This is a genomic window from Rhodococcus rhodnii NBRC 100604 (assembly GCF_001894925.1).
Classification (GTDB): domain Bacteria; phylum Actinomycetota; class Actinomycetes; order Mycobacteriales; family Mycobacteriaceae; genus Rhodococcus_F; species Rhodococcus_F rhodnii.
In genome coordinates, this window is sequence record NZ_BCXD01000006.1 from 217,851 (window position 1) to 237,465 (window position 19,615).

Below are 19,615 nucleotides of genomic sequence, written 5' to 3' on the forward strand. Positions count from 1 at the left end.
GGTTCGGGGCGAGCGAATCCGCGTCAGCGAGCCCGATCCTGCTCGAGCCCCAGTTCCTGCGCGATCGCCCGCAACGCGGGAATGGGATCGGCGGCCATCGGCAGCGCCTGCACCGCGACGTGGTCGGCCCCGGCATCCAGGTGCTCACGCAACCGGGGGACGATCGCGGGCGCCTCGCCGTGCGCGACGAGCGCATCGATCAGGGCGTCGCTGCCGCCGTTCTCGATGTCGGCATCGGTCCAGCCCGAACGCTTCAGATTCTGGACGTAGTTGCTCAGTTGGAGATAGGGATTCGCCACGGCCTCTCGGCCGATCTCGCGGGCCTCGTCCGGATCGCGCGAGACGACGATCTTCTGCTCGGGCGCGAGCAGCGGCCCCTCACCGAGGATCGTGCGCGCCTCGTGCGTGTGCTCGGGCGTCGTGAGATACGGGTGTGCGCCGCCGGCGCGTGCCGCCGCGAGCGCCAGCACCCTGGGGCCGAGCGCCGCGAGCACGCGACGGTACGTAGGGACGCCCTCGTCGTCGAGCACGTCGAGGTAGCGCTCGAGCGCCGCGTAGGGCCGGGTGTAGTCGGACTGCGCCTCGGGGTGCCCCGCGCCGATCCCCAGCACGAAACGGCCCGGATGGCGCTCCTCGATGCGGTGATACGACGCCGCGATCTCGTGGGCGTCGGCGGTCCAGATGTTGACGATGCCCGTCGCGATCGTGATCGACTCCGTGGCGTCCAGTAGCCGCTCGACGACGTGCAGTCCCGCGGGAGGGGAACCGCCGACCCAGATCGCCGTGTACCCCAGCTTCTCGATCTCCCGGCCGACCTCCGGTTGCAGGCCGTCGGCCTGACGCCACACGCCGTACTGGCCGAAGGTCGGAAGCGGAATCGTCGGATCGGTCATGTCGGTGGAAACCTCGTCCCGCGTCGAGTGCAGTGCCGTGCTTCGCACGCTACTCCGTCGCGTTCGCCGTCACGGCCGGTCTCGCGAGTCGTACTCTCGCAGTATGACGGCGCGCGCCAGGGTCGGAATCTCCGGCTGGACGTACCCGGGGTGGCGCGGCGACTTCTACCCCGACGGCCTGCCGCAACGTCGTGAGCTCGAGTACGCCGCGCACCGCCTCGACACGATCGAGATCAACGGCTCTTTCTATTCGCTGCAGCGTCCGACGAGCTACCGCAAGTGGGCAGAGCAGACTCCGGACGGGTTCGTGTTCGCGGTCAAGGGCGGCAGGTTCATCACCCACATGCGCCGCCTCGCCGACCCGCACGCCTCGCTCGCGAACTTCTTCGCGTCGGGGATCCTCGCGCTCGGCGAGCGACTCGGCCCGGTGCTGTGGCAACTGCCGCCGACGCTGCGGTTCGACGCCGACCTCGCTGCGAGCTTCCTCGCGGAACTCCCGCGCACCACGGAGGCGGCCGCGCGGCTCGCCGGCGATCACGACGACAAGCTCAGCGGCGACCGCGTCCTCGCCGAGACCGACGAGGACCGGCCGATCCGGCATGCCGTCGAGGTGCGGCACGAGAGCTTCGCGGACGACGCCGCGCGCGAGGTGTTCGCCGAGCACGACGTCGCGCTCGTCGTCGCGGACACGGCAGGCCGGTACCCGAAACTCTTCGACGTCACAGCCGATTTCGTGTACGTCCGCCTCCACGGCGACGAGGAGTTGTACGCGAGCGGCTACACCGACTCCGCGCTGCGCGAGTGGGCAGGCCGCATCGGTGCGTGGACCGAGGCGGGCCTCGACGTCTTCGCGTACTTCGACAACGACATGAAGGGCTACGCGCCGCACGACGCGCAGCGCCTCGCGGAACTGCTGACCTGACTGTCGGCGGTGCGTGACAGAGTGGCCGGCGTGAGCAGTGAGGGCGGCAGGTGGCCGTTGTGGTGGCCCGATCGGGCGCTGGAGATCGCGGACGGAATCGTGGAGGCCGCCGAGCGCGCGGCGGCGGGTGATGCCGAGGGCTTCGAGGACGAGATCACAGGCATGGCCGCGTTGCCGCACGGGCAGCCGGTCACGGCGCTGTCGGGCATCGTCACGGAACTCTTCGAGGCCGCCCACCCGGACGGGATCGGTGCCGACGACGTCCGCGCGATCCTCGAACGGACGGTAGCGGGTGCCCAGTGGTACCGCGGCGATCTCGTCGGGCCGCTCGTCGTCGTGCTCACCGGTGCGCTCGGGAGCGCACCGGAGGACGCGCCCCCGGTGCCGGAGTTCGAGCGGATCGCGGCAGCCGTCCTCGCCGCTGCAACGCTCGCGAGCAGGGCGCGCGTTCCGCTCACCGTCGTCGTGCGCAGCGCGCTGGCCGAGATCGCGCGGGCGGAGACCGTCGAGAGCCCCTGATCGCGAGCGCGGCCGGCCTCAGCGCTCGAGATTGCGTCCCACCTTGCGCAGCAGATCGGCGAGCGCGTCGAGTTCGTCCTGCGTCAGACCGTCGAGCAGTCTGCGGTCGCGTTCGAGCCGCCGCGGGAACTCGCGATCCACGATCGCGCATCCGTCGTCGGTCAGTGCGACGAGCACGACGCGCCCGTCCCGCTCGAAGCGCTGTCGCCCGACGAGACCGCGTCCGGCGAGGCTGTCGATCTGTTTCGTGGTCGCCGCGGCGCTCTGCAGCGTCGCCTCGGTCAGTTCGCTCGCGCGCACGGGCCGGTCGCTCCGCGCGAGGCGAGTGAGGATCTCGAACTCGGATCGGGTCAGCCCGGTGGCGGCGAGTGCGCGATCGAGTTGATGCAGCGCCTGCGCCCCGATCCGCGTGATCCGCCCCATGACGGCGATCGGGGTGGTGTCCACCTCGGGGTACGCGCGCTGCCATTCGGCGCGCACGCGGTCGGTGAAGTCCGGAGAGTCGCTGTGCTCGTCGGCGCCGTGCGCATCGTCGCGGTACGCGTCGTCCGGACGGGTTGCGGATTCGGACACTCTCCCATCGTAGGACGTGCACGTACCGGGAGGGTCAGTCGCCGGGCGTCGAGCCAGCGCCCGCGGCGCCCAACCGCTCGATGTAATGCGGGCTGTGGATCAGGCCGAGCACGTTACCGAAGGGGTCGATCACGGACGCGGTGACGAACCCCTCGCCGCGCTCGATCACCGGCTCGTACGGTGCGGCACCTGCGTCGATCAGCGCTCGCACCGTCGCGACGATGTCGTCGACGTGCCATCGCGCTACTGCGCCGCCGGCCTGTCGGGATGCGCCCTCGGGCTGGTACGCACTGTGGACGATGCCGAGTTCGAACAGGTGGTCGCCGACCCGGAACTCGACGTAGGCGGGGTTCGCGTCGTCGGGGCGCTGGAAATAGGCGGGGATGCCGAGCCGGTCCGCGTACCAGTCGCGCGCAGCCGCGACATCGTTCGCGAAGATGTTGACCTGCGCCAGACCCTGGAACGGTGATGCAGCCATGACGAACTCCTCGGTCGTGTCCGGTCTGTGTCAGAGCAGCGTGCGGCCGTCGTCGGTGAGCGTCCACATCGGATTGTGCGCGACCTCCCACGGATGGCCGTCGGGGTCGACGAAGGCCCCCGAGTAGCCGCCCCACGGGGTCTCGGCGCCCGAACGGGCGATGCGCGCACCGGCCGACTCGGCGCGTTCGAGGACGGTGTCGACCTCGCCGGGGCTGCGGACGTTGTGCGCGAGCGTCACGCCACCCCATCCGCCGGAGTCGACGACGCCCGAGTCCGCGGCGAGTTCCTCGCGGCTCCACAGGCCGAGGACCATGCCGCCGGCCTGGAAGAACACGACGCCGTCCTGGTCGAACCGTGGCTGCCAGCCGAGGCCGACGTAGAAGTCGCGGGCGCGGGTGAGGTCGGCGACGCCGAGGGTCACGAGGCTGATGTGCGGATCCATGACACGGACGCTACGCATGGCCCACGACACATCCGGCCGTGTTGCACGAAGCGATGTATTTCACCATTACTTTACTAGTGAAGTAAATGCTAGGATGGCAGCCATGCCCGCAACTGCGTCTTCCGAACGTCTGCCGCAGCGGTTGCGGCTGTCGTCGCGGGCGCTCGCGCACGCCGTTGCGCCGCGGACGTGGTCCGACGCCGCGAAGGTCGCCCACGCGGATGCGACGCTCGCCGTCGGGGTGCGCGTCGGCATCGCCGTCGCCGTCGTCATGGTCGTCGCCGGCCTCGCCGGGTATCCGAACCTCGCGGGATTCGCCGCGCTCGGAGCCCTCGTGTCGGCGTTCGCGCGCTACGAGCCCTACCCGCGGCTCGGGTGGAAGGTCGGCATCATCGGCGTCGGGGTCGTCGTCTTCGTCGCGGCAGGCGCGGGACTCGGCCTGCTCGGTGTGCCGGCATCGGTCGAGATCGGGCTCATGGGAATCGCGTGCGGCGTCGCGGTGCTGCTCGTCGGCGTCTATCGCGTCACCGGCCCCGGGCCCGTCGTCATGATCTTCGCCGCCACTGCCGCGGTCGGCTCGTCCGGCAGCGTCGCTGCGCTGGCCGGCATCGTTCTCGCGTCGGCGGTCGGCACCGTCGTCGGCTGGCTCGCCGCGATGGCGCCGTGGGTGCTGTATCCGATGGGCCCCGCCCGGCTCGCGACGGCGCGGGCACTCGCCGCGCTCGCCAGGGTCGAGCGCGGCGCGAGCGACGAGGACGTCGCCGCGGCCGTCCGCGCCGTCGACGCCGCACGGGACGTCGTGGCCGCGAGCGGCTCACGTCATCGCGCCTACGGCGAGCGGCTCGAGACCCTTCTCGACGACGTTGCGGTGCTGCTCGACCGGTGGAGCCACGAACCCGACGATCGCCGTCGCGCACATCTCGCGTCCCACGAGGCCGAACTCCGCCGGCTCAAGAGCCGCACCGAACTCTCGGGATTCGTCGGTACGACACACCAACTCTCGCCCCGATTCGGTTTTCTCCGCGATCACGCGCCGCGGTGGCGCTCGCGTGAGCTCCTGCTCGCGGCCGTCCGCTCGACGATCGCGGCGCTCGTCGCGGGATGGCTCGCGCTCGGAGTGGGCCTCGACCACCCGCTGTGGGCGTCGATGGGCGCGATGGCGGCACTGCAGGGAATCGACTTCACCCACACCGTCCACCGTGCGATCCAGCGTCTCGCGGGCAACATCGTCGGTGCCCTGCTCGCCGCCGGGCTGATCGGAGCCCAGCTCGGTTTCTGGCCCACCGTCGCGGTGGTCGTCGTCCTGCAGGCCGTCGCCGAGATCGTGGTCCTGCGCAACTACGCGCTCACCTCCGTCGCCGTGACGGCGATGGCGCTGCTGCTCACCGGGTTCGGCGCGCACATCACTCCCGACGTCGCGATCAGCCGTGTCGCGGACACCCTCGTCGGTGTCGTCGTGGGCGTGGTCGCGGCGGCCCTGACGATCAGTCGTTCCGACCGGATCACGCGCTCGCACAGCAGAATCGGAATGTGATCGCCGAACCGCTCATGTCGCGGCGGCACGTCGGATACTCTGCGGTTCGATCGCACCGACGGAAGGCGGAGCCGATGCCGACTCGCGGGAGGACTCCGCGCTTGCGGAGATGGCGCAGCATCGCGGGGGTCGCCGCCGTCGCGAGCGTCGGGTCAGCGTTTCTCGTTCCGGCCGCGGCCGGGGCGGAGGAGTCCGACGGCGTGCCGGGCGCCGGTCCGTGTGCGTCGGACGTCTCCAACGAGGTGGGCTCGATCATCCCCGAGGAGCTCGACATTCCCATCCCGTATCCGGCGATCACGACGGTGCCGTACCCCGCACCCGAGCCGCCGCAGGAGCGTTACGACCCCGGGCCGCTGCCGCCCGATCCGTGCACCGACCCGTGCCCGGATCTCACCGATGACGATCAGCGCCCGTCGAATCTGTCGAGCGAGATCGGGATTCCGCGGCTCGGCCTCGATTTCAACCCCTTCTATTTCGGTATCCCCGTCCCGGGGCCCGAGCAGGAGTTGCCGCCCCCGCCGCCCGAGGCCGACCCGCCCGTCGAGGCCGCGCCCCGCGCGCCCGCGCCGTCGCGACCCGTCGTCGGCGACGTCACTCGTGTGTCGAAGGTGACCGGCGAGGGCTCGATCAGCCGCACGCACAAGCGGTATCAGGTGTACGGCACCGACCTCGGCATCATGTGGGAGACGCAACCCGGGCAGGTCGCCGTCGCGTTCGGCGACACCGTCGGCAAGGGTTTCCATCCGCCCGGCGGGCAGGGCGGCGACTGGCGCAGCAACGTGCTCGGGTTCTCCACCGACCGCAATCTCGCCAACGGCATGACGCTCGACTCGATGGTGCAGGACAGCCGCTGCCACGCAGCCGAACTGCTCAGCAGCCGCAAACTCGACAACGTCGAGATCACGACCATCCCGACGTCGGGCTTCGCCGTCGGCGACCGGCAGTACATGAGCTACATGTCGATCCGCACGTGGAACTCGATTCCTGCGACGTGGTGGACGAACCACGGCGGCATCGCGTACTCGGACGACGGCGGCTCGACCTGGACCAAGGATCCGTACGCCAAGTGGGAGAACATCTTCGGCGTCACCAAGTTCCAGGTGCAGGCGATGGTGCCGCACGAGGGCTACGTCTACATGTTCGGAACGCCCAACACCCGGCTCGGTTCGGTGGGGCTCGCCCGCGTGCCCGAGGACCAGGTTTTGAACAAGTCCGCGTACCAGTACTGGCAGAACGACGTGTGGACTCCGGTGGCCGACTACACCGAAGCCTCCACGATCGTCTCGGCGCCCGTCGCGGAACTCTCCGTCCGCTTCGACGAGGCCAGCGGCAAGTGGCAGATGTCGTACCTCGACACTTCCAAGGCCGCCATCTCGCTACGCGAGTCGGACACTCCGCAGGGTGCGTGGACCGACAGCGTGCCGATGGTGAGCGCCCTCGAATATCCCGAGCTCTACGGCGGATTCATCCATCCGTGGTCGACCGGGCGCGACCTGTACTTCACGATGTCGACGTGGTCGGACTACAACGTCTTCCTCATGCGCGCCGACGTGACGCGCTGATCCGGGGCGGGCGCGAGGTCACCGCGCCGGTGGGCGACGCGAGAGACGACAGCACCGAAGATCGCGGCGAGCGGGAACATCACGACGCCGTACACGGCTGCGGGGACGGCGATCTCGGTGGAACCGAGGATGCCGATCGCGATCGTGATGGCGAGCGTGCTGTTGTGGATCCCGATCTCCATCGAGCAGGCGATCGACTGCGGATAGGCACTGCCGAGCGCCCGCGGCACGATGTATCCGATCGACAGGCTCAGCAGGCAGAAGAGCGTCGTCACGACGCCGACGGCCGCGAGGTAGCCGCCGATCGAGGCGCGCTCAGCGACGAGCGTTGCGACGACGACGCCCGCGAGGATCACCGCGGACGCGATCCGGACGGGCTTGTCCATCCTGTCGGCGAACCGCTGCGAGAGGTGACGGACCACCATGCCGGCCGCGACGGGGACGAGGACCACCGCGAACACCTGCACGACCTTCGAGAACTGCAGGCCGAGCGACCCTTCGCCGCTGCCGTCGAAGTAGACGAGCGCGAAGTTCGTGACGACGGGAACCGTCACGACGGCGATCACCGAGTTGAGCGCCGTGAGCGAGATGTTGAGCGCGACGTCGCCGCGGAACAGGTGGCTGAAGAGGTTCGCTGTCGTCCCGCCCGGTGACGCGGCGAGCAGCATGAGCCCGACGGCGAGCAGTGGCGGCAGATCGAACACGATCGCGAGACCGAACGCGATCGCGGGCAGAACGAGCAACTGGCAGGTGAGAGCGACGAGTACGACGCGGGGCGCCGTCGCGACGCGGCGGAAGTCGCCGACCGTCAGCGACAGGCCCAGCCCGAACATGATGATCGCGAGGGCGGCGGGCAGGCCCACCGAGGTGAGTGCGGAGTCCATGGGTTCTCCCGGGGGAACGAAGTGCGCATCGTCTTCGGACGATTCGGACGATTGTGACTCAGTTCACTTCGTGTGGCAACGCGGGGGTCCCGGACTCCGAAAGTCAGACGCTCCGCGCCGCCGCCCGCCCGGCCGCGCGGCCCGAGAAGATGCAGCCGCCGAGGAACGTCCCCTCGAGCGCCGCGTACCCGTGGACGCCGCCGCCGCCGAACCCGGCGACCTCGCCCGCGGCGTACAGGCCGGGGAACGCGCTGCCGTCGGGCCGCATCACGCGGGACTCCAGATCCGTCTCGAGGCCGCCGAGGGTCTTGCGGGTCAGCAGGTGCAACCGGACGGCGATGAGCGGCCCGTTCGCGGGGTCGAGGATCGCGTGCGGCGCCGCGACGCGGCTGAGCTTCTCGGTGAAGACGCCGCGCGCGTTGTGGATCGCCATGACCTGGAAGTCCTTGGCGTACTTGTTGTACACCTGACGGTCGCGAGCGACGATCTGCCGTTCGAGGTCGTCGTGGTCGACGAGCGGCGTCTCGGTGAGGGCGTTCATGCCCTCGACGAGGTCGCGGAGATTGTCCCGCACGACGAAGTCGGCGCCGTGCTGCTTGAACGCCTCGACCGGCCCCGGCGCGCCCTTCTTGAGCCGCTGCGAGAGCAGCGCGAGATCGCGCCCGGTGAGATCGGGATTCTGTTCGGATCCCGAGAGCGCGAACTCCTTCTCGATGATCTTCTGCGACAGGACGAACCACGTGTGGCGGTGCCCGGTCGTCATGATGTGCGAGAGCGTGCGCATCGTGTCGAAGCCTGGGAAGATCGGGACGGGCAACCGCTTGCCGGTCGCGTCGAACCACATCGACGACGGCCCGGGGATGATCCTGATGCCGTGTCCGGGCCAGATGGGATCCCAGTTGGTGATGCCCTCGGTGTAGTGCCACATCCGGTCGCGGTTGACGATCGCGCCGCCGGCGTTCTCGGTGATCTCGAGCATTCTGCCGTCGACGTGTGCGGGGACGCCCGTGAGCATCTGCTCGGGCGGCTCACCCAGGCGTGCGGGCCAGTTCTGGCGCACCAGTTCGTGATTGCCGCCGATGCCGCCGGACGTCACGACGACGGCGGGAGCCGAGAACTCGAACTCGCCCACCACCTCGCGGGAGGACGCGACACCACGCGGCTCCGCGGACGGCGCGAGCACGCCGCCGCGCACGCCGGTCGCCACTCCGTCGGTGACGACGATCTCGTCGACGCGGTGACGGTGCGCGAAGCGGACGAGGCCACGCGCCTGCGCCTCGAGCACGGGCCCACGGAACACGTCCACGACGCCTGGCCCGGTGCCCCACGTGATGTGGAAGCGGGGCACGGAATTGCCGTGCCCCTCGGCGGTTCCGTCGCCGCGCTCGGCCCAGCCGACGTTCGGCATGAGCCGCAGGCCGAGTTCGTGGAGGTAGCTGCGCTTCTCGCCCGACGCGAAATCGACGTACGCCTGCGCCCAGCGCCGCGGCCAGTGGTCCTCGCGTTCGCGATCGAAGCCCGCGGTGCCGAGCCAATCCGCCATCGCGAGGTCGAAGGAGTCCTTGATGCCGAGGCGGCGCTGCTCGGGGCTGTCGACGAGGAAGAGGCCGCCGAGCGACCAGAACGCCTGCCCGCCGAGATTCGCCTCGTTCTCCTGATCGACGACGAGGACCTTCTTGCCCGCCTTCGTCAGCTCGTACGTCGCGACGAGCCCCGCAAGGCCGGCACCCACGACGATCGCATCGGCATCTGTCACTGCGTCTCCTGTGTCACTGCGGTTCTCGGATCGGCCGAAGGTAGGACCGGGCGACGCGAACGAACAGATCGCGCCGAAGATCGTGCGGACGATCCGTCGCCGGATGCACGACGCACTGCACGCGGGTTCCGTCGTGGACGGCGACGAGGGCGCGCGCGAACAGCGCGGGGTCGCCGTCGATCGTCGCGTTCATCGCTTCGGCGACGGAGGTGAGGATGCGGGCGATCGTGCGGGCGATGACGTCCTCGCGCAGCGACAGCGCGGCGAGCAGGTCCGGATCGCGCAGTGCGTGGGCCGTGAACTCGGAATCGACACGGAACCAACGACTGTCGAGCGACACGGCACCGAGGACGGCGTCGACGATCGCGGGGATCGGGTCGGACGCCGAGCCGAGACGCGGCACCACCTCGGCGGCGGTGCGTTCGAGGTCGGCCATGAGCGTCGTCGACTGCTGTTCCCACATCGCGAAGAACAGTTCGTCGAGGCTCGAGAAGTTGGAGTAGAACGCGCCGCGCGTGAACCCGGCGCGTTCGCAGACCTGCTCGACGGTCGAGTGCCCGAAACCACGCTCGGCGAACACGTCGAGCGTTGCCTCGAGCAGTTTTGCCCGAGTGTCGTCGCGTCGTCGTGTCGAAACCTTCACAAAGTGCAACGATACATTCGCGTATCGGACCCGGCAAGGAACGCGCGAGCGATCAGCGGCCCGTCGTCAGGTGCAGATCCTCGTTTCGGATCGCCGACGTCGCGACCACCGAGACGACCGCCGTCAGGACGAGATACAGGCACGCGAACCAGGGCGATCCGCCGCCCGCGGCGATCAGCGCGGTGAGGATCATCGGAGTGAGGCCCGAGGCGTAGACCCCCGAGAATTGATAGACGACCGACAGTCCGGTGTAGCGGATCTCCGCCGGATAGAGCGAGGCGTACAACGTGCCCTGTGCCCCGTAGAACACCGAGTGCACCACGCCGAACACCACGACCATCGCCACCGTGAACCACGCGAGGTTCTCCGTCCCGAACAGTGCGAAGACGGGGAACACCAGTACGCCGTACGCCGCGATGCCGACGAGATACATCTGCCGTGCGCCGAACCTGTCGGTGAGCACGCCCGACACCGGGATCAGCGCCGCCATCACGAGCGCCGCGAGCGTCACGACGAGCAGAACCGGGACGCGGTCGAACGCGAGGGTGCCCGTCGCGTACGTGATCGCGAAGACACCCCACGTGTTGAACGCCGCTCCCTCGCCCCAGCGCGACAGCATGCCGAGCACGGTCGTGCGGGTGTTCGGTTTCCGGAAGGTGTCGCGGATGGGCATCGAGCTCTGCTTGGAGAGCTCGGTCACCTCCTGGAACGCGGGCGTCTCGTCGACCTTGAGCCGCACCACGAATCCGACGACGACGAGAACGAGGCTGAGCAGGAACGCGATTCGCCATCCGTACGCGAGGAACTGCTCGTCGTCGAAGACGACCTGGAGGATCGCGAACACGAGCGTCCCCAGCGCGAGGCCCAGTGCGAGACCGACCTGGGGGATCGACCCGAAGAGCCCGCGCTTGCCCTTCGGGCTGTGCTCGACGGAGAGCAGCACCGCGCCCGCCCATTCACCACCGATCGCGAAACCCTGTGCGACACGGAGAATCAGCAGCAACAGCGGTGCCAGGACACCGATCTGCTCGTGCGTCGGGAGCACACCCATGAGCGCCGTCGCGATGCCCATGAGGAACATCGTGAGCGCCAGCGTCTTCTTGCGGCCGATCCGATCGCCGATGTGACCGAAGACGACACCGCCGATCGGGCGCACGACGAAGCCGACGGCGAACGTCGCGAACGCGAGCATCGTTCCGACGAACGAACTCTCGTCCGGGAAGAACAACTGGTTGAACACGAGCGCGGCGGCGGTCGCGTAGAGGAAGAAGTCGTACCACTCGACGGTCGTCCCGAGCAGGCTGGCGGCGGTGACGGTGCGGAGCCGCTTGCGGCGTTCGTACTCGCTCTCGCCCTCCGGCTGTGTGGACCGGGTGGTGACAGACATGGAAGGAACCTCGTCGGAGTCGGCGGGTGATGACCGGCCGACGCTACGAGTGCGTGTCTCCGCATGTCGAGAGTAGAAATCATCGTGAACACAACCCTCGCCTCGCGCGCGTCGGTGGTGGTCTCATGATCGGGTGTCTGCACATTTCCACTGGTTCCTGCCCACGTACGGCGACTCGCGCAATCTCATGGCCGGCGGCCACGGAAGCTCGATGTCCGGCGATCGCCCCGCGACGCTGCGGTACCTGAACCAGATCGGGGCGGCGGCCGAGGTGAACGGCTTCGAGGCCGTCCTCACGCCGACCGGTGCGTGGTGCGAGGACGCGTGGCTGACCACCGCGATGATGATCGACACGACCGAGACCCTGAAGTTCCTGGTCGCCGTGCGTCCGGGACTCATGAGCCCGACGCTCGCCGCGCAGATGGCCGCGACCTTCCAGTGGCAGTCGCGTGGGCGGCTCCTGGTCAACGTCGTGACGGGTGGCGAGGACCACGAACAGCGACAGTTCGGCGACTTCCTGGGCAAGGACGCGCGTTACGCACGGTGCGGCGAGTTCCTCGACGTCGTGCGTCGGCTGTGGGCGAGCCCGGATCCCGTGAGCTTCTCGGGCACGCACGTCACCGTCGAGAACGCGCAGTTGCAGCGTCGTCCCGACCCGGCCCCGCCCATCTTCTTCGGCGGGTCGTCGCCGGCCGCGGGCACGGTAGCGTCGCAGTTCGCCGACACCTACCTGACCTGGGGCGAGCCGCCGGCGCAGGTCGCGGGCAAGATCGCGTGGATCCGTGATCTCGCGGACGCCGCAGGCCGCACCCTCGACTACGGAATCCGTCTGCACGTGATCAGCCGAGACACCTCCGAGCAGGCGTGGGCCGAGGCGGACCGGCTGCTGTCGGCGCTCGACCCGAAGACCGTCGAGCAGGCGCAGGCGGCGCTCGCGCGCTCGGCGTCGGAGGGGCAGAAGCGCATGCTCGCGCTGCACGGTGGTGGCGAGGGTTTCCGCGCGGGCGTGGACGCGCGCCACTTCGAGATCGCACCCAACCTGTGGTCGGGCGTCGGGCTCGTGCGCGGCGGCGCGGGGACCGCACTCGTCGGATCGCACGAGGAGGTCGCGGACCGCATCGCCGAGTACGTGTCATCGGCCTCGACCACTTCATCCTGTCGGGATACCCCCACATCGAGGAGGCGTACCACTTCGGTGAGGGCGTGCGGCCGATCCTCGAACGACGGGGCATCGCCGCGCCGTCCGGCGTCGTCGACGAGTTCGGCGGTGCCGGGGCCTTCCTCGCGTCGTCGCGCTGACCGCGGCCTCGTCATCGAAGTATTCGGATATCTAGTTTCGTTGCTAGAGAGCTGAATACTCCGGTGTGTTCGGGGTCGGCTGAGGGTCAACCCCGAGTCGAAGACCGGGGCCGAGCCTGGATGCGGCGGGAATCCGCACGCACGACGCTGGATGAGTGCCCACTTCGGATCGTGTCAGCCGTTACCGGCCCTACGCGGCCGCCGTACTGACCCTCGCGGTCGTCGTCGGCGCGGGATGGTGGCTGTGGACGAGCCGCGACACCGTCGTTCGGGCGGTCGACGTCGTGCGCGGCGCGGGATGGCTGTGGATCGTCGCGTGCGCCGCTGCCGCGGCCGTCTCGATGATCGCTGCGGCGGCGGTGCAACGCCATCTGCTCGTCGCGGCGGGAGTCGTCACGCCGCGACGATGGAACGTCGGCCTGGTCTTCGCGTCCAACGCGTGGTCGGTGACACTGCCCGCAGGCGGGATCATCGGGACGGCGACGACCTTCCGCTTCACGCGCATGTGGGGCGCGTCGCGCGCCGTCGCGTCGTGGCAGGTGTTCGTCGCGGGGATCTTCTCGAGCGCGGCGCTCGTCGTGCTCTGCGTGGTCGGGCTGATCGTCCTCGGACCCGATCGGGGAGTCACGGCCGTCCTCGTCAGTGTGGCAGTGCTGTTCGCGCTCGTCGCGCCACTCGTGATCGTGGCTCGCCGGACCGCGGGCGTCCGCACCCTCGCGGCAGGTGGGGCCGTGCGCGTGGCGCGGTGGCTACGCCGGGACGAGGCGTCGGCGTCGGAGACGGCAGGGGCGTTCGTGGATCGGCTCGCCGAGGTCCGCGTTCCGATGCGGACCGGTGGTGCGGCGCTCGGGTGGTCGATGGCCAACTGGGCGTTCGACTTCGCGTGTTTCGTGTTCGCCGTCGTGGCCGTGACCCGGGCACCCGATCTCGGCGTGCTGGCCGTCGCCTTTCTCGCCGCCAAGGTGATCGCGTCGGCGCAGATCACACCGAGCGGCGTCGGTCCGGTGGAGACGGTGCTCACCTCGACGCTGATCGGCGCGGGTGTCGCGCCTGCCGCTGCGCTCGCGGGTGTCGCCGTGTATCGCGCCGTCGCGACCTTCGGCGTCGGGATCGTGGGGTGGGTGATCTACGTCGGGTGGTTCCGCGGGGCATGGCGCAGCACCGATGCGCCGGCCGTACCGGCGCGTGTGGCAGCGGCGCATCCGGAACCCGCGCCCGTCGCGGTGTGGGCTCACGCTGCGCACAGCGGTCCGTGCGCGGAGCGTGTCCGTCTCGGTGGCGGCTCGAATCGTGGTGGCGCGCCGGGGTCGATCGTGATGGACCATTCGCTGTGATGCAGGTGCCGGTGGTGGTGACCGCAGAGCAGCACCAGATTGTCCAGATCGGTGGAACCGCCGTCTGCCCAATGTATTACGTGGTGCGCGTCGCACCAGGGTGACGGTGCACCGCAGCCGGGGAAGGCGCATCCCTTGTCTCGGACGGTGAGCGCGCGGCGTTGTGCCGGGGTGACGAGGCGGTGTGTGCGCCCCATGGCCAGCGGGACTCCGCGATCGCCGACGAGCACCGGCGTCACCTGGGCGTCGCACGCGAGTGCGCGTGAGGTGCGGGGCGAGAGGGTCGTTCCCCAGTGCGTCCAGGGGAGGTCGCGCGTCAGCGTGTCTGCGACCGTCTCCGCGACAGGACCCTCGGGTGAGCGAAGGTCGCGATCGTCGACGATCAGAGTGACGTGGGGGCGTTCGCCGCCCTCGAATCCCGCAGCGCCGGAGGCGAGGAACGAGTTGCACACCTCGACCAGTGCGTCGGCGCGGCGTTTCGACGGCGTGCGGTCGTCGCGTGTGCCGCCGTCGGCGGGGCGCGGTGCGGAGAGCTTCGAGAGTGCCGTCTTGACGATGTCGCCCGCGACGGCGTCGAGGTTGCCGTGGATCACGACTCGCCCGTGGAGAGTGGTGCCGACGGAGAGTTCGTTGATCTCGTCGCGTTCCTTGGTCGTGGGCCCGGCCCCGGCCTCGCAGTCGAGGCGCTGTTCGAGCTTCTCCTTGGCGGTGCGGACCGTTCGAGTCGAGGTGGTCGGGCTGGGTGCGGCTGCGGCGAGCAGCGCGTCTCGGCATGCCGACCGCACGGCGTCGTACTCCTCCGGATCGGTGTTCTCGAGGGCCCGCAGGGCGGTGGGCGGCTTCTCGAAGAAGTGGCACAGGAGACGTGCGTGCTCGGGCGACAGTGCGGATTCGGCTACGGCAGCGGCGATCTCGGGCTCGTCGGCGAGGCTCCGGGCGAGGGTGACGGCAGCGCGTGCGGGACCGATCTCGAGGAGGGTCCGTTCGGTGAGCCAGGAGGCAGTGTCGCGGTGTCCGGCCTCACCGGCGAGGCCACGGCGGTCGAAGTCGCCGAGGAAGGCGATGCGCTTGGCTTCGAGGGCGGCGACGGCTGCGGACATCTCGAGGATCGCGTCGGCAAGTGCGGCGTCGCCGAGTCGTTCCGAATCCTCGGGCCACGACGCCACGTGCAGACCGGCGACGTGTGATGCCGCGATCCGCGATGCGTGTGATGTGTCCCCCGACCCCATGAAAGAACCCTACCTAGAACACGTGTTCGATGCAAGAGCTTTCTCGTTATGGTGGATGGCGTGGCTCCTCCGGTGTCTCGCCGTGACGTGACGGCGTTTCGGCTCGCGTCCCATGGTCTCACCGACCGGATCGGTGCGGGTGCGCTCGGGGACGCCGCATCGTCGTGCGGAATCCAGGACAGCCCACCGGGATCGGCACTACTCGCCCTGCATGCGCGTGTCGAGGACGTCACCGCCGCCGCCGTGGACGATGCTCTCGTCGTGCGTAAGTCGTTGCTGCGCACGTGGAGTATGCGGGGTGCGCCGTACGTCGTCCCCACCGCCGATGCGGCGGTGTTCACGACGGGCGTGTTGCCGCCGAACGAGAAGGCGCTGCGACGATTCCTCGCTGGCGTCGCGCCGGCGGTCGACGAACTCGGCATGACGATCACCGAGGCGGCCGCGCTCACCCGCGAGCACGTCGGCGCCGTGCTCACTGGCCGTCGGCTCGCGATCGGCGAACTCGGTGCCGAGATCGCGGAGCGGATCGCCGCGACGCTCCCGGCCGGGCAGCGTGCGACGTGGGAGCGTGAAGGTCCGTACGCCGCGGGGCAACCGCTCGGCGAGGGCGTCGTCCACTTCTGCCTCAGGATCCTGACCCTCGAGCAGGTCGTCTGTTTCGCCGAACGCGACGGCGGCACAGCACCGTTCGCCTTGACGGAGGAGTGGCTGGGTCACGCTCCGGCCGAGCTCGACCCGGCGGAGGCGCGCGCCGAACTGCTGCGGCGATATCTGCACTGCTGCGGCCCGTCGACGCGTGCGGGGTTCGCGGCATGGATCGGCATACGTGCGGGCGACGTCGAACCGTGGTGGAGCGCCGTCGCCGACGAGATGACCGAGGTCGAGTACGACGGTGCTGCATGGATTCTCGCCGACGACGCGGAGGAGCTGCGCTCGCCGCCCGCTCCGCGTGGCGTTCGGCTGCTGCCGCCCGCGACCCCTACACCCAGCTCCACGACAGGGCGACGATCGTGCCCGAGCGGCGTCGTCGCGACGTATGGAAGACGATCGGAGAGCCGGGGACCGTCCTCGCCGACGGTGAGATCGCGGGAATCTGGCGTCCCCGCAAGAAGGGGCGATCGCTCACCGTCACGGTGACGGTGTTCGGGACGCTGTCGAAGCGGCAGCGCGAGCTCGTGGAGCACGAGGCGGAGGCGGTCGGGGCGTTGCGCGGCGCGTCGGCCACGACCGTCGACATCGAGAAGGGCTGAGGCTCACGCCATGCTCCGGCGAGCGCGATGCCGGCGCACCGCGTCCCGGTTGGCGCAGCCGGGCGAGCAGTAGCGTTGTGCGCCGCCGCGAGAGGTGTCGGCGTAGACGCGAGTGCAGCCGTCCGCCGTGCAGCGGCCGAGCCGGTGCATGCCACGTCCGACGAGGTGCAGTGCCGTGCCGACGGAGAACAGTGCCGCGAGCACGTGGCCGAGCGGCTGGTGCTCGTCGCGATAGTGCAGATGCCAGCCGTCGCCGGCGTGATCGGTCATGCGGGGATACGCCGAGGCATCTGCGAGCATCGCGTTGACCGCGGTGGCCCGCTCCGCGTCGTCGGGCGCGTCCACGATCCCGAGCCAGCGCTCGACGACCGCAGCGCTCGTGGCGAGGTCGTCGTCGACGACGGGGAAGTCGATGACGAGGCCGGCATCGAGGCAGCGCTGCACCAACTCGTCCAGCGATTCCGGCGGCTCGTTGGCGAGTTCGGTGGCGAGCTTCACGGCGTACTCGCTGTAAGGGTTGAGCTGCACAATGCCATTACATCATCCTCGAGTCATGAACAGCATCCCCGCGACATCGACCACCCCGTGCACCCACCGCTGGCGGGAGGCGTCGCGTCACCGGACGAGCGAGGGCGTCGTCGTCTACTGGTCCTGCCCGTGCGGCGAGCAGGGCGTCACGCTGCGCCGGATGTCCGATGACGTCGTGACGCACGTCGGCCGACCTGCCTCGTGCTAGCGCCGTCGAGTCGTCTCTAGGACACGCGCTAGACGTCCGCAGAATCTCCGATGCGGGTTGTTACCGTCCCCGCATGGACCCGGTGCGCAACCCGTACGCCCCCGGCGCGGGGCAGCGTCCCCCCGAACTCGCGGGACGCGAGAAGCAGCTCGAATCGTTCGAGGTGGTGCTCGAACGGGTCGCGCGCGGACGCCCCGAACGCAGCGCGGTGCTCACGGGCCTGCGTGGCGTCGGCAAGACGGTGCTGCTCAACCAGATGCGATCCGCGGCGATCTCGCGCGGCTGGGGCACCGGCAAGATCGAGGCGCGGCCCGAACAGGAACTGCGACGGCCGCTGTCGTCGGCGCTGCACATGGCGATCCGCGAGATCGCCCCCGCCCACCGCGATCCCGACCGGGTGGAGCAGTTCCTCGGTGTGCTCAAGGCGTTCGCGCTGCGGGCCACCGCGGACAAGGGGATGCGCGAGCGCTGGCAACCCGGCATCGACGCCCCCGCCGTCAAGGGCCGGGCCGATTCGGGCGACATCGAGATCGACCTCGTCGAACTGCTTCTCGACGCGTCGTCGCTCGCCCGCGACGTCGGCGTCGGCATTGCGATCTTCATCGACGAGATGCAGGATCTCGGCCCCGCCGACGTGTCGGCGATCTGCGGTGCGTGCCACGAACTGAGCCAGGACGCGGCCCCGCTCATCGTCGTCGGAGCCGGACTGCCGCATCTGCCCGCGGTGCTCTCGGCGTCGAAGAGCTACTCCGAGCGGCTCTTCCGCTATCACCGGATCGATCGGCTCGATCGCGAGTCCGCCGATCGAGCACTCATCGCTCCCGCGCTGCGCGAGGACGTGAAGTTCGCGCAGGACGCCCTCGACGCGCTCTACGACAAGGCCGACGGGTATCCGTACTTCGTGCAGGCCTACGGCAAGGCGACGTGGGACGTCGCGGCGGGAAGCCCCGTCACGGCGGAGGACGTTCGCGTCGGCGCGCCCGACGCCGAGGAGGAACTCGCGGTCGGTTTCTTCGGGTCACGTTACGAGCGCGCGACGCCCGCCGAACGCGAGTACATGCGCGCGATGGCCGATCTTTCCGGTGACGACGGGCCCGTCGCGACGTCGGCCATCGCGAAGGAACTCGGCCGCAAACCGGCGTCGCTGTCGCCCGCCCGCGACGGTCTGATCAAGAAGGGCCTGATCTACTCCGCCGAGCGCGGGTCGATCGGGTTCACCGTCCCGCACTTCGGCAGGTACCTCCGCAGCCAGCACGATTGACGAATATCGCGAGTATCCGCATCTCTAGTGGATTTACTAGAGACGCGGATACTCGCCGATCGTTCGCAATCGCCGCAGCGAAACCCCACGGCGGCCCGCACCCATCTGCGACGCTGAAAGCGGAACCGGAGCGATTCCGGCACTACGCGAGGAGGCGCCATGCTGGGCTTGGGCATCATCGGGTGGATCATCATCGGCGGTCTCGCCGGGTGGATCGGCAGCAAGGTGATGGGCACCGACGAACAACAGGGGATCCTGCTGAACGTCGTCGTCGGCGTCATCGGCGGCCTGATCGGCGGCTTCCTGCTCGGGCTGATCGGAGTCGACGTCGAAGGCGCCGGCCTCATCTTCAGCTTCCTCACGTGCCTGCTCGGTGCCGTGATCCTGCTGTGGCTGGTCAAGCTCGTACGGCGCTAGTCCCGTACGTCGCTCAGTGCAGCACCTTGAGCCCGACGACGCACACGACGATCCCGCCGATGAGCAGCACTTTCGCGAGTGATGCCGCTTCGGCGCCGGTGATCATCGCGTAGGCGACGGTGAGCGTCGCGCCGATGCCGACCCACACCGCGTAGGCGGTGCCGGTCGGCAGGTCGCGCATCGCGAACGCGAGCCCCGCCATGCTCGCGACGAGCGCGACCGCGAAGACCGCGGACGGTGCGAGACGGGTGAATCCTTCGGACCGGCCGAGTGCGGTCGCCCAGACCGCTTCGAGAACGCCGGACACCACGAGAACGAGCCATGCCATGGGACGAGCCCTCCTTCACCAAGGGCACCGTCTTGTCGCTGGCCGGGTACGGTGCGCTCGTCCGGGGGCCGTATGAGCTCCGCCGTCGAGTGTACCGATTCCGCGCAGCGCAGGCCAAGCTGCGGAATCAGACTCTGGCGGTGCAGGACTCGGTTACCGTGAGCGA

General features: G+C 69.5%; 20 protein-coding genes, 2 pseudogenes and 1 riboswitch. Of the genes and pseudogenes, 11 read left to right on the plus strand and 11 right to left on the minus strand.

Features of this window, described 5'->3' with window-relative positions; genetic code table 11:
- Window positions 1-23 precede the first annotated feature (23 nt).
- Complete coding sequence (locus RR1_RS06500; protein WP_040772659.1) at window positions 24-893, minus strand: LLM class F420-dependent oxidoreductase; 870 nt, start codon at window positions 891-893, stop codon at window positions 24-26.
- 103 nt (window positions 894-996) lie between these two features.
- Between RR1_RS06500 and RR1_RS06505 the strand changes: the two genes are divergently transcribed.
- On the plus strand, window positions 997-1,815 hold the full coding sequence (locus RR1_RS06505; RefSeq protein WP_010837729.1) for a DUF72 domain-containing protein: 819 nt from the start codon (window positions 997-999) through the stop codon (window positions 1,813-1,815).
- 30 nt (window positions 1,816-1,845) lie between these two features.
- A complete protein-coding gene (locus tag RR1_RS06510) occupies window positions 1,846-2,334 on the plus strand; it encodes a hypothetical protein (RefSeq protein ID WP_040772695.1) in 489 nt (162 codons plus the stop codon).
- Window positions 2,335-2,352: 18 nt separating this feature from the next.
- Here the strand turns inward: RR1_RS06510 and RR1_RS06515 are convergent, their stop codons facing one another.
- The 3 genes from RR1_RS06515 to RR1_RS06525 are packed head-to-tail and all read right to left on the minus strand — an operon-like array spanning window position 2,353 to window position 3,829.
- The gene (locus RR1_RS06515) at window positions 2,353-2,907 is read right to left on the minus strand and encodes a MarR family winged helix-turn-helix transcriptional regulator (RefSeq protein ID WP_010837727.1); all 555 of its coding nucleotides are present in this window, start codon (window positions 2,905-2,907) and stop codon (window positions 2,353-2,355) included.
- Between the two features lie 34 nt (window positions 2,908-2,941).
- The gene (locus tag RR1_RS06520) at window positions 2,942-3,385 is read right to left on the minus strand and encodes a VOC family protein (protein WP_010837726.1); all 444 of its coding nucleotides are present in this window, start codon (window positions 3,383-3,385) and stop codon (window positions 2,942-2,944) included.
- Window positions 3,386-3,415: 30 nt separating this feature from the next.
- Window positions 3,416-3,829, minus strand: coding sequence for a VOC family protein (locus RR1_RS06525; RefSeq protein ID WP_010837725.1), 414 nt, complete (start codon window positions 3,827-3,829; stop codon window positions 3,416-3,418).
- A gap of 103 nt (window positions 3,830-3,932) precedes the next feature.
- Between RR1_RS06525 and RR1_RS06530 the strand changes: the two genes are divergently transcribed.
- Window positions 3,933-5,363: an FUSC family protein gene (locus RR1_RS06530; protein ID WP_051111113.1), complete on the plus strand. Its 1,431-nt coding sequence runs from the start codon at window positions 3,933-3,935 to the stop codon at window positions 5,361-5,363.
- Window positions 5,364-5,437: 74 nt separating this feature from the next.
- Entirely contained in the window at window positions 5,438-6,925 is a 1,488-nt protein-coding gene (locus tag RR1_RS06535; protein WP_040772693.1) for a glycoside hydrolase family 183 protein, read from the plus strand.
- Here the strand turns inward: RR1_RS06535 and RR1_RS06540 are convergent.
- The 4 genes from RR1_RS06540 to RR1_RS06555 all read right to left on the minus strand — a co-directional run bounded on the left by RR1_RS06540 (window position 6,886) and on the right by RR1_RS06555 (window position 11,595).
- Window positions 6,886-7,809, minus strand: coding sequence for a bile acid:sodium symporter family protein (locus tag RR1_RS06540; RefSeq protein WP_010837721.1), 924 nt, complete (start codon window positions 7,807-7,809; stop codon window positions 6,886-6,888). The genes RR1_RS06535 and RR1_RS06540 overlap by 40 nt on opposite strands.
- A gap of 103 nt (window positions 7,810-7,912) precedes the next feature.
- Window positions 7,913-9,565 carry an FAD-binding dehydrogenase gene (locus RR1_RS06545; RefSeq protein ID WP_010837720.1) on the minus strand — a complete coding sequence of 551 codons (1,653 nt, stop codon included), beginning with the start codon at window positions 9,563-9,565 and terminating at the stop codon, window positions 7,913-7,915.
- A gap of 13 nt (window positions 9,566-9,578) precedes the next feature.
- Window positions 9,579-10,208: a TetR/AcrR family transcriptional regulator gene (locus RR1_RS06550; protein WP_010837719.1), complete on the minus strand. Its 630-nt coding sequence runs from the start codon at window positions 10,206-10,208 to the stop codon at window positions 9,579-9,581.
- A 52-nt stretch (window positions 10,209-10,260) separates the two neighbouring features.
- A complete protein-coding gene (locus tag RR1_RS06555) occupies window positions 10,261-11,595 on the minus strand; it encodes an MFS transporter (RefSeq protein WP_010837718.1) in 1,335 nt (444 codons plus the stop codon).
- A 133-nt stretch (window positions 11,596-11,728) separates the two neighbouring features.
- On the opposite strand from RR1_RS06555, the pseudogene RR1_RS06560 reads away from it, so the two are divergent.
- Window positions 11,729-12,894, plus strand: a pseudogene (locus RR1_RS06560) (LLM class flavin-dependent oxidoreductase).
- Between the two features lie 155 nt (window positions 12,895-13,049).
- Window positions 13,050-14,228, plus strand: coding sequence for a lysylphosphatidylglycerol synthase transmembrane domain-containing protein (locus RR1_RS06565; protein ID WP_040772655.1), 1,179 nt, complete (start codon window positions 13,050-13,052; stop codon window positions 14,226-14,228).
- Here RR1_RS06565 and RR1_RS06570 read toward each other — a convergent pair.
- Window positions 14,126-15,457: an HNH endonuclease signature motif containing protein gene (locus RR1_RS06570; RefSeq protein WP_010837716.1), complete on the minus strand. Its 1,332-nt coding sequence runs from the start codon at window positions 15,455-15,457 to the stop codon at window positions 14,126-14,128. The two genes, RR1_RS06565 and RR1_RS06570, sit on opposite strands and share 103 nt — an antisense overlap.
- 48 nt (window positions 15,458-15,505) lie before the next feature.
- Between RR1_RS06570 and RR1_RS23190 the strand changes: the two are divergent.
- Together RR1_RS23190 and RR1_RS23195 are read left to right on the plus strand one after the other, a co-directional pair.
- Window positions 15,506-16,138 (plus strand): annotated as a pseudogene (locus RR1_RS23190) (DNA glycosylase AlkZ-like family protein); the annotation flags it as partial.
- A gap of 23 nt (window positions 16,139-16,161) precedes the next feature.
- On the plus strand, window positions 16,162-16,707 hold the full coding sequence (locus RR1_RS23195; RefSeq protein ID WP_255312190.1) for a DNA glycosylase AlkZ-like family protein: 546 nt from the start codon (window positions 16,162-16,164) through the stop codon (window positions 16,705-16,707).
- Between the two features lie 3 nt (window positions 16,708-16,710).
- On the opposite strand, the gene RR1_RS06580 is transcribed toward RR1_RS23195, so the two are convergent.
- A complete protein-coding gene (locus RR1_RS06580; protein ID WP_010837713.1) occupies window positions 16,711-17,235 on the minus strand; it encodes a CGNR zinc finger domain-containing protein in 525 nt (174 codons plus the stop codon).
- 25 nt (window positions 17,236-17,260) lie between these two features.
- Between RR1_RS06580 and RR1_RS06585 the strand changes: the two genes are divergently transcribed.
- From RR1_RS06585 to RR1_RS06595, 3 genes are all read left to right on the plus strand, one after another.
- Complete coding sequence (locus tag RR1_RS06585) at window positions 17,261-17,443, plus strand: hypothetical protein (RefSeq protein ID WP_010837712.1); 183 nt, start codon at window positions 17,261-17,263, stop codon at window positions 17,441-17,443.
- 73 nt (window positions 17,444-17,516) lie between these two features.
- Window positions 17,517-18,704, plus strand: coding sequence for a DUF8462 domain-containing protein (locus tag RR1_RS06590; RefSeq protein ID WP_010837711.1), 1,188 nt, complete (start codon window positions 17,517-17,519; stop codon window positions 18,702-18,704).
- A gap of 159 nt (window positions 18,705-18,863) precedes the next feature.
- Window positions 18,864-19,121 carry a GlsB/YeaQ/YmgE family stress response membrane protein gene (locus RR1_RS06595; protein WP_010837710.1) on the plus strand — a complete coding sequence of 86 codons (258 nt, stop codon included), beginning with the start codon at window positions 18,864-18,866 and terminating at the stop codon, window positions 19,119-19,121.
- A 13-nt stretch (window positions 19,122-19,134) separates the two neighbouring features.
- On the opposite strand, the gene RR1_RS06600 is transcribed toward RR1_RS06595, so the two are convergent.
- The gene (locus RR1_RS06600) at window positions 19,135-19,449 is read right to left on the minus strand and encodes a DMT family transporter (RefSeq protein WP_010837709.1); all 315 of its coding nucleotides are present in this window, start codon (window positions 19,447-19,449) and stop codon (window positions 19,135-19,137) included.
- Between the two features lie 21 nt (window positions 19,450-19,470).
- A riboswitch (guanidine-III (ykkC-III) riboswitch) is annotated at window positions 19,471-19,532 on the minus strand.
- Between the last annotated feature and the right edge of the window lie 83 nt (window positions 19,533-19,615).

Bases quoted from the DNA above. Each gene is read 5' to 3' on its own strand.
- RR1_RS06555 (WP_010837718.1), bottom strand. From the start codon at position 11,595: ATGTCTGTCACCACCCGGTCCACACAGCCGGAGGGCGAGAGCGAGTAC.
- RR1_RS06595 (WP_010837710.1), top strand. From the start codon at position 18,864: ATGCTGGGCTTGGGCATCATCGGGTGGATCATCATCGGCGGTCTCGCC.
- RR1_RS06500 (WP_040772659.1), bottom strand. From the start codon at position 893: ATGACCGATCCGACGATTCCGCTTCCGACCTTCGGCCAGTACGGCGTG.
- RR1_RS06505 (WP_010837729.1), top strand. From the start codon at position 997: ATGACGGCGCGCGCCAGGGTCGGAATCTCCGGCTGGACGTACCCGGGG.
- RR1_RS06535 (WP_040772693.1), top strand. From the start codon at position 5,438: ATGCCGACTCGCGGGAGGACTCCGCGCTTGCGGAGATGGCGCAGCATC.
- RR1_RS06590 (WP_010837711.1), top strand. From the start codon at position 17,517: ATGGACCCGGTGCGCAACCCGTACGCCCCCGGCGCGGGGCAGCGTCCC.
- RR1_RS06570 (WP_010837716.1), bottom strand. From the start codon at position 15,457: ATGGGGTCGGGGGACACATCACACGCATCGCGGATCGCGGCATCACAC.
- RR1_RS06530 (WP_051111113.1), top strand. From the start codon at position 3,933: ATGCCCGCAACTGCGTCTTCCGAACGTCTGCCGCAGCGGTTGCGGCTG.
- RR1_RS06600 (WP_010837709.1), bottom strand. From the start codon at position 19,449: ATGGCATGGCTCGTTCTCGTGGTGTCCGGCGTTCTCGAAGCGGTCTGG.
- RR1_RS06520 (WP_010837726.1), bottom strand. From the start codon at position 3,385: ATGGCTGCATCACCGTTCCAGGGTCTGGCGCAGGTCAACATCTTCGCG.
- RR1_RS06585 (WP_010837712.1), top strand. From the start codon at position 17,261: ATGAACAGCATCCCCGCGACATCGACCACCCCGTGCACCCACCGCTGG.
- RR1_RS06525 (WP_010837725.1), bottom strand. From the start codon at position 3,829: ATGGATCCGCACATCAGCCTCGTGACCCTCGGCGTCGCCGACCTCACC.
- RR1_RS06540 (WP_010837721.1), bottom strand. From the start codon at position 7,809: ATGGACTCCGCACTCACCTCGGTGGGCCTGCCCGCCGCCCTCGCGATC.